Consider the following 6,651-nt stretch of genomic DNA (forward strand, 5'->3'; position numbering starts at 1 on the left):
GGCGGCATCGGCAGCATTGAGACCGCCCTGCTGCTGATGCTGCGCGATCAGTGCCCGGCAGCCAGGCGTGAAGATGTCGCGCGCCGCCAGGATAGCCGTGGCTTTGTCGCGCAGTGCGGCATCGTCGATCAACTCCAGCCGCAGCAGCGAGGTGAAAACGCGGAAGGGATTGCGCCGCAGCGCGCTGTCGCTGACCGGGCGAAAGGCAGTAGAGTGCACCGGCACGCCCGCCTGTGACAGATCGTAATAGCCCACTGGCTCCATCCCCATCACGGCAAACATCTGCCGCAGCGTGCTGAGCTCTGCGGCAGTGCCGACGCGAATGGCACCGTGACGCTCCACGCCGAGGCGGCTCAGCTCATCGGCGGCGGCCAGACGGTTTTTCAGCGCCGGCTGCGCTTCTAAGGTGCGTTCGTTAACGGCGGTAACCAGCTGCGTCAGGGTGCCATATTGCGGCACCTCCTGCTGGTACATGGCCGACATGGCCTGAGAGAACAGCGTGCGGATGGCATCGCGGGTGAGAAAGTTATCCATGGTCATCACCTTGGGCTAAAGGGTTGCTGCTACTGTAGATCAACCCTTTAGCGGCGGGTAACATTTTCGCGGAACTGTGATCGCCCTGTCACTCGGTGGCGCGCGGCTGGTCACCAAAGCGACATTTCAGTACCAGCATCAGCGTGGTCAGCGCCGCCGGCAGCGCCAGCAGCAGAAAGATCTGGCTAAACGACCAGCCGAGGGACAGCAGCTCAGCGCCGACGAAGGCGCTGATGATCGCGCCGATGCGGCCGACGCCGTGCATCCAGCTGGAGCCGGTCGCGCGGGCATGGGTGGGATAGTAACTGGCCGAGAGTGCATTCATGCCGGTGTTGGCACCGTTAAAACAGAAGCCGCTGCAGAAGGCGATGGCGCTCATCAACCCGACCTGCGCCGGGGAAAACCCGAGCGCCACAATGGCGATGCCGCCGCAAAAGTAAATAATGGCCAGCGCCAGATTGGCGTTGATGCGGTCCATCAGCCAGCCGGCAAACAGTGAGCCAACGGTGCCGCCCGCCTGATACATGGCGGTGACGATAGCCGCTTCGGTGACAGACATGCCCAGCGTGTTGATCAGCGATGGCAGCCAGCTGCCAATCAGGTAGACCAGAAACAGCCCCATAAAGTAGCCGCCCCACAGCATCAGGCTGCCAAACAGATAGCGGGGTGAGACGACGGTGGCCACTGCACCGTGGCGCGCGGCCAGCGGTTCACTGCTTTGAAAATGGCTGTCAGGCCGGACGCTGCCCGGCAGCATGCGCGCCAGAATAGCGTGAATGCGTGCAGCGGGCGCGCGCTGGCTGATGAGAAAGCGCACCGACTCCGGCAGGCCGCGCAGCAGAAACGGCAGCACCAGCAGCGGCAGCACGCCGCCCATCAGCATCACGGAATGCCAGTCATAGCGCGGCAGCAGCCACGAGGCGGCAAAACCGCCGGAGGCCGCGCCAAAGGTGAAGCCGCAGAACACCACGGTGATAATAAACGAGCGGCGCCGCTCGGGCGCGTATTCGGCCACCAGCGTGCCGACGTTGGGCATCGCCGCTCCCAGCCCCAGACCGGTGAGGAAACGGAACAGCATCATCTGTTCGATGTTTTGCGCCATGGCGGTCGCCAGCGTCCAGAGGCCAAAAAACAGCACGCTGAGCAGAATCATCACGCGGCGGCCGTAGCGATCGGCCAGCGGTCCAGCCACCATGGCACCCAGCGCCAGGCCAATCAGCGCCGCGCTGATCACCATCCCCAACTGATGATTGGTCACGCCCCAGCTGGCTTTCAGCGTCGGCGCGATAAAGCCCATCAGCGCGATATCCATGCCATCCAGCGCTACCACGACAAAGCACAGCGCAATTAAACGCTTCTGCCAGCTGCTTAACGCGCTCTGGTTGATGAGCTGGCGGACGTCAATGGCTTCAGCGCTGGTCACGGTACCACTCCTGCAGGATTATCACGAATAGGTCATCAGTTTTGGTAAAAAAAACGGCGCTTATGATAGCGCATCGTTAACAATAACGGGCAGGATTTTTAAGTGAAATTGAGAATTATTCAACATTTTAACCGCTAAGCTACTGATAACGCTGAGTACAGAAACGCGCCCGGACGCCCGGTTATTTATAAACCTAACCAATACAGCCACTTACTAAAACTTCTCACGCTGACTGTTTTTGTTAATATAATTTTGCAGGTAAGTTAACAGAATCTCGGTCAGCCACTTGCCGCTGACCACTCTGACTCATTACGCTGGCGTTTATGGACAAAAATCATCTCTTTAATCAGCGCATTCGTCTGCGCCATTTACACACCTTTGTGGCAGTCGCGCAACAGGGCACGCTGGGCCGCGCGGCGGAAACCCTGAATCTGAGTCAGCCGGCGCTGTCTAAGACGCTCAATGAGCTGGAGGAACTGGCGGGCGCCCGTCTGTTTGAGCGCGGTCGCCTCGGTGCTCAGCTGACGACACTGGGAGAACAGTTCCTGACCCACGCGGTGAAAGTACTGGATGCGCTTAACCACGCCGGACAAAGTTTCAACTCGCCGGTTTCCGGACGCCCGATCGTGATCCGCCTTGGCGCCCTCACCACCGCCGCCATGGGGATGCTGCCGCAGATCCTGGATCGCTTCCACGAACAGCAGCCGAACACCACGGTACAGGTGGCCACGCTGCACAATAATGTGCTGCTGGCTGGCCTGCGCGCCGGGGAGTTTGATATTGGCATTGGCCGTATGGCGGACAGCGAAATGATGACCGGCCTGACCTACGAATTGCTGTTTCTCGAATCGCTCAAGCTGGTGGTGCGACCGGAGCACCCGCTGTTAAGTGACAACGTCACACTTTCCCGCGCTATGCAGTGGCCGGTAGTGATTTCGCCTGAAGGCACCGCGCCGCGCCGCATTGCCCAGCACATGCTGGATGAACAAGGCTGCTCGCTGCCGGGCAACTGTGTCGAAACCTCTTCCACCTCGCTGGCCCGCCAGCTGGCGCTGCGTTATGACTATGTGTGGTTTGTGCCATCCGGCGCGGTGAAGGAAGATTTAAGTCACAATGCGCTCAGCGCGCTACCCATCGCATCGCCCGGCCCCGGCGAACCGGTGGGCATTATTACCCGCAGCGGCCACTCTCTCTCGTTAAGCGCGGAAGTGCTGATGGCCACCATCCGCAAATTTCACAGTTAACGGCTGCGTTTGGCGTGGCGTTCGCGATTGTCGAGGCGCGCGCGATCGGTTTTGCGCAGCCCGACATAAACTGCGCCGCTGCCGCCGTGCTGCGGTTGCGCGCTGCAGAAGGTCTGAACGTCGTCAAATTGACGCAGCCAGCGTGCCACGTAGCTGCGGACAATATTGGCGTGTGCTTCATCATCCCGCCCTTTGCCATGAATAATCAGCAGATTGCGCAGGCCCTGTTTACGCGCTTCCAGCATAAAGCTGAACAGCGATTGCCGGCAGGTCTCCACCGGCTGGCGCAACAGATTAAGACTGGCGTCCAGCGTATATTTGCCCAGCCGCAGCTTATCGAGCACGCCCTGCTGAATGCCATCGGCTTTATATTCCAGCGGCGTGTCGCGCGGGATAATCTCAAGGAAGCCGCGCGTCAGGAAGTTTTCCGGTGCGTCGTCATGCGGCTGCTGGCGCGGCGCTTTTGTAGACGGCGCGCGCAGCCACTGGGTGTTGGCGCAATCTTTTAACGGGGTTACATCACCCATGGCATCGCGGAAAAGGTCTTGATCATCAAGGTTCATGGTGTTTTCCTCACGCCTGGTGGTGAATCGGGCGCAACATGCCACCCGAAAGCAAAATAGTAGCAAAGGTTATCGGGTATCACATCCGTCACTTTCTGCGCGGGATCAGGTTGTGTCCGGATGTAAATATGGAAAGAAAACGTTCCAGATCAAAAACCGGCTGGTCATTTGCAGACATCAAAGCCGCGAATACCCAGCATTTGTGCGGTTTTGATCATTATTACTGCTCGGATGAGTTCACATGACAAAGAAAAATGTTAAAATTGACGACAGTCAATAATCATCGAGCGTACCTATATGATCCCGGAAAAACGCAGCATTCGACGTATTCAGTCTGGCGGTTGTGCCATCCACTGTCAGGATTGCAGTATCAGCCAGTTGTGTATTCCCTTCACGCTGAACGAACATGAACTGGATCAGCTGGACAATATTATTGAACGCAAAAAGCCGATTCAGAAAGGCCAGACGCTGTTCAAAGCCGGTGATGAACTGAAATCCCTTTATGCTATCCGCTCCGGCACCATTAAAAGTTACACCATTACCGAACAGGGTGATGAACAGATCACCGGTTTCCATCTGGCGGGCGATCTGGTGGGCTTTGACGCCATCGTCAGCGCGCATCATCCGAGCTTCGCTCAGGCGCTGGAAACGGCCATGGTGTGTGAAATTCCGTTTGAAACCCTCGACGATCTGTCCGGTAAAATGCCGGCGCTGCGTCAGCAGATGATGCGTCTGATGAGCGGCGAGATCAAAGGCGATCAGGATATGATCCTGCTGTTATCGAAGAAGAACGCGGAAGAGCGTCTGGCGGCGTTTATCTGGAACCTGTCGCGTCGCTTCGGCCAGCGCGGTTTCTCACAGCGTGAATTCCGCCTGACCATGACGCGCGGTGACATCGGTAACTATCTGGGACTCACCGTTGAAACCATCAGCCGTCTGCTGGGACGTTTCCAGAAAAGCGGCATGCTGGCGGTGAAAGGCAAATATATCACCATCGAAAACCATGCGCTGCTGGCTGAACTGGCCGGCCAGACCGATCAGGCAGCGTAACCGCCTGCCGGGTCGATAAATGTTATTTTATTGATCCGGCAACAACTTTTCCGCTTCTGCCCTGCGCCATCTTAGGCTATCTTTAATCCAACTTCGCTTTGGTTTGAGGAGAGTGCCTTATGTCCCGGTATCAGCATATTCTGGTGGCGATTGATGCTCAGCAGGACGACCAGCCGGCGCTGCGGCGTGCGGTGTATCTCAATCAACGTATCGGCGGAAAAATCAAAGCCTTCCTGCCTATCTACGACTTCTCCTACGAAATGACCACCCTGCTGTCGCCCGACGAGCGCGTCAACATGCGCAAAGGGGTGATTAGCCAGCGTACCGAATGGATCCGCGAACAGGCGCAGGCCTATCTGGAAGCCGGCGTGGATATCGAGATCAAAGTGGTGTGGCATAACCGGCCGTACGAAGCCATCATTCAGGAAGTGCTGGCGCATCAGCATGATTTGGTCCTGAAGATGGCGCACCAGCACGATCGTCTGGAAGCGGTGATTTTTACCCCCACCGACTGGCACCTGCTGCGTAAGTGCCCGTGCCCGGTGTGGATGGTCAAAGACCAGCCGTGGCCGGAAGGCGGCAAAGCGGTGGTGGCGGTAAACCTTGCCAGCGAGGAACCGCATCATGATGAGCTTAATCAAAAACTGATCCGCGAGACCACGCGCCTGGCCGAAATGGTGAATCACACCGAGGTGCATCTGGTGGGCGCTTATCCCGTCACGCCGATTAACATTGCTATTGAACTGCCGGATTTTGATCCCAGCGTCTATAACGATGCGATTCGCGGCCAGCATCTGGTGGCGATGAAAGCGCTGCGCCAGAAATTTTCCATCGGCGAGGAATTTACCCACGTAGCGAAGGGCCTGCCGGAAGAAGTCATCCCTGATATCGCTTCGCATCTCGACGCCGGGATTGTGGTGCTGGGCACCATCGGTCGTACCGGTCTGTCAGCTGCGTTTCTCGGCAATACCGCTGAACAGGTGATCGATCACCTGCGCTGTGATTTGCTGGCGATTAAGCCGGATGATTTCAAATCGCCGATTGACCTCGACGATGAGGAAGATGAAGAGGATTAAATAACGCAGGGCGGCCATCCTGCGCCGCCCTGGTTTGAGCTTTTCAGGGCGGTGACATCACCGCCCTTTTCGTTTCCTACAGCGCGCGCAGAATGCCTTCGACGCTGGCTTTGGCATCGCCAAACAGCATCTGGGTGTTCTCTTTAAAGAACAGCGGGTTCTGCACTCCGGCATAGCCGGTGTTCATCGAGCGTTTGAACACGATGACGTTTTGCGCTTTCCACACTTCCAGCACCGGCATACCGGCAATCGGGCTGCGCGGATCGTCCTGGGCCGCCGGGTTGACGGTGTCGTTGGCACCGATAACCAGCACGGTGTCGGTATCGCTGAAATCATCGTTGATCTCATCCATCTCCAGCACCACATCGTACGGCACTTTGGCTTCCGCCAGCAGCACGTTCATGTGCCCCGGCAAACGACCGGCGACCGGGTGAATACCGAAACGCACCTTGATACCGCGCGCGCGCAGTTTCTCGGTGATCTCTGCCACCGGATACTGCGCCTGGGCGACCGCCATACCGTAGCCCGGCGTGATGATCACCGAGGTCGAGTTTTTCAGCAGTTCTGCCGTCTCTTCCGCGCTGATTTCACGGTGTTCACCCGCCTCTTCGCCCGCGTCGGCACCGCTCACGTCAGTGCCGAACCCGCCGGCAATCACGCTGATAAAGGAACGGTTCATCGCTTTACACATAATGTACGACAGGATGGCACCGGAGGAGCCCACCAGCGCACCGGTGACGATCAGCAGGTCGTTGCTCAAC

At 57.9% G+C, this 6,651-nt stretch carries 6 protein-coding genes and 1 pseudogene; 3 read left to right on the forward strand and 4 right to left on the reverse strand.

Features of this window, described 5'->3' with window-relative positions; translation table 11 throughout:
* Together ERD80_RS21735 and ERD80_RS21740 are read right to left on the reverse strand one after the other, a co-directional pair.
* A pseudogene (locus ERD80_RS21735) lies at positions 1-534 on the reverse strand (DUF1338 family protein); the annotation flags it as partial.
* A gap of 88 nt (positions 535-622) precedes the next feature.
* The gene (locus ERD80_RS21740) at positions 623-1,957 is read right to left on the reverse strand and encodes an aromatic acid/H+ symport family MFS transporter (protein ID WP_058758506.1); all 1,335 of its coding nucleotides are present in this window, start codon (positions 1,955-1,957) and stop codon (positions 623-625) included.
* Positions 1,958-2,280: 323 nt separating this feature from the next.
* On the opposite strand from ERD80_RS21740, the gene ERD80_RS21745 reads away from it, so the two are divergent.
* Positions 2,281-3,201, forward strand: coding sequence for a LysR substrate-binding domain-containing protein (locus ERD80_RS21745; RefSeq protein ID WP_021506104.1), 921 nt, complete (start codon positions 2,281-2,283; stop codon positions 3,199-3,201).
* Here the strand turns inward: ERD80_RS21745 and smrA are convergent.
* Positions 3,198-3,764 (reverse strand): DNA endonuclease SmrA, encoded by a 567-nt coding sequence (smrA, locus tag ERD80_RS21750; RefSeq protein ID WP_058780599.1) that lies wholly within the window; start codon positions 3,762-3,764, stop codon positions 3,198-3,200. The two genes, ERD80_RS21745 and smrA, sit on opposite strands and share 4 nt — an antisense overlap.
* A gap of 297 nt (positions 3,765-4,061) precedes the next feature.
* On the opposite strand from smrA, the gene ERD80_RS21755 reads away from it, so the two are divergent.
* On the forward strand, positions 4,062-4,814 hold the full coding sequence (locus ERD80_RS21755; protein ID WP_031279133.1) for an FNR family transcription factor: 753 nt from the start codon (positions 4,062-4,064) through the stop codon (positions 4,812-4,814).
* A gap of 119 nt (positions 4,815-4,933) precedes the next feature.
* Entirely contained in the window at positions 4,934-5,890 is a 957-nt protein-coding gene (gene uspE / locus ERD80_RS21760) for a universal stress protein UspE (RefSeq protein WP_058758505.1), read from the forward strand.
* Between the two features lie 76 nt (positions 5,891-5,966).
* On the opposite strand, the gene ERD80_RS21765 is transcribed toward uspE, so the two are convergent.
* A partial coding sequence (locus tag ERD80_RS21765) for an NAD(P)(+) transhydrogenase (Re/Si-specific) subunit beta (protein ID WP_211145611.1) occupies positions 5,967-6,651 on the reverse strand: 685 nt, incomplete at its 5' end.

The organism is Pantoea sp. R102 (assembly GCF_004916815.1).
GTDB classification, from domain to species: domain Bacteria; phylum Pseudomonadota; class Gammaproteobacteria; order Enterobacterales; family Enterobacteriaceae; genus Pantoea; species Pantoea dispersa.